Origin of the sequence: Methylobacterium goesingense (genome assembly GCF_022179225.1) — a bacterium.
In the GTDB taxonomy this organism is placed as follows: domain Bacteria; phylum Pseudomonadota; class Alphaproteobacteria; order Rhizobiales; family Beijerinckiaceae; genus Methylobacterium; species Methylobacterium goesingense.
The window spans coordinates 1-1038 of record NZ_BPQL01000151.1 but is presented as its reverse complement, the minus strand read 5'-3'; the positions used below and the strand labels follow the sequence as shown (position 1 = coordinate 1038).

The window sequence follows — 1038 nt, the reverse complement described above, 5'->3', positions numbered from 1 at the left end:
CGCTCGGGCCGGCGCTCGCGCGTCCCTGATCCGAAACCGTATGACGGATGGGCTCGCGTGCCTTAAGAGAGGGCCCCTGTCCGGGCGGCCTCGGGCCGCCCACCCGCCGAAAGCTTTCCGAAAACATCCATGACCGACCTCCTCGAGACGATTCGCCGGACGCTCGTGCCGATCCACAAGGAGGGCTATCCCTTCATCGTCATCGGCATCGTGCTGACGGTGATCGGCGGCTACTTCGCCCAGTTCCTCGGCTGGATCTTCCTGATCCTGACCCTGTGGGTCTGCTACTTCTTCCGCGACCCCGAGCGGATCACCCCCGTGGGCGACGGCCTCGTGGTCTCGCCCGCCGACGGGCGGGTGAACCTGATCTCCACGGTTCTGCCCCCGCCGGAGCTCGACCTGCCGCAGGAGCCGATGCTGCGCGTCTCGGTCTTCATGAACGTGTTCGACTGCCACGTGAACCGGGTGCCGGTGACGGGCCGGATCGGGCAGATCCACTACACGCCGGGCCTGTTCCTCAACGCCGAGCTCGACAAGGCCAGCGACGACAACGAGCGCAACGGCCTCGTCATGGAAACGACGCACCGGGGCGCACCCGTGCGCATCGGCGTGGTGCAGATCGCCGGGCTGGTGGCGCGCCGCATCGTCGGCTGGGTGCACGCCAACGACACCCTGAACGTCGGCGAGCGCTTCGGCCTCATCCGCTTCGGCTCGCGGGTGGACGTCTACCTACCCGTCGGCACCCGCGTGCTCGTCGGCCTCGGCCAGAAAGCGGTGGCCGGCGAGACCGTGCTGGCCGATCTCGGCGGCGGGCCCGAGCGCGTCTTCCGCCGCATCTGAGGGGTTTCCATGGACGATCTGTTCCCCCCCTTCGCCCCCGACGCCAACGAGCCGAGGCCCCGCCGCTTCAAGCCGGTGCCGTTCCGGATGATCGCGCCCAACATGATCACCCTGATGGCGCTCTGCCTCGGGCTGACCGCGATCCGCCTCGCCTTCGAGGGCAAGTTCGAGCCCGCCGTCATCGCCATCGTGGCCGCC

Annotated in this window: 1 protein-coding gene and 1 pseudogene; both read left to right on the top strand. The window is 68.9% G+C overall.

Features of this window, described 5'->3' with window-relative positions; all coding sequences use genetic code 11:
- The first annotated feature begins 129 nt into the window (after positions 1-129).
- Complete coding sequence (locus MFF30_RS21705; protein ID WP_238282085.1) at positions 130-840, top strand: phosphatidylserine decarboxylase; 711 nt, start codon at positions 130-132, stop codon at positions 838-840.
- 9 nt (positions 841-849) lie between these two features.
- Positions 850-1038 (top strand): annotated as a pseudogene (locus MFF30_RS21700) (CDP-diacylglycerol--serine O-phosphatidyltransferase); the annotation flags it as partial.

Bases quoted from the DNA above. Each gene is read 5' to 3' on its own strand.
- MFF30_RS21705 (WP_238282085.1), top strand. From the start codon at position 130: ATGACCGACCTCCTCGAGACGATTCGCCGGACGCTCGTGCCGATCCAC.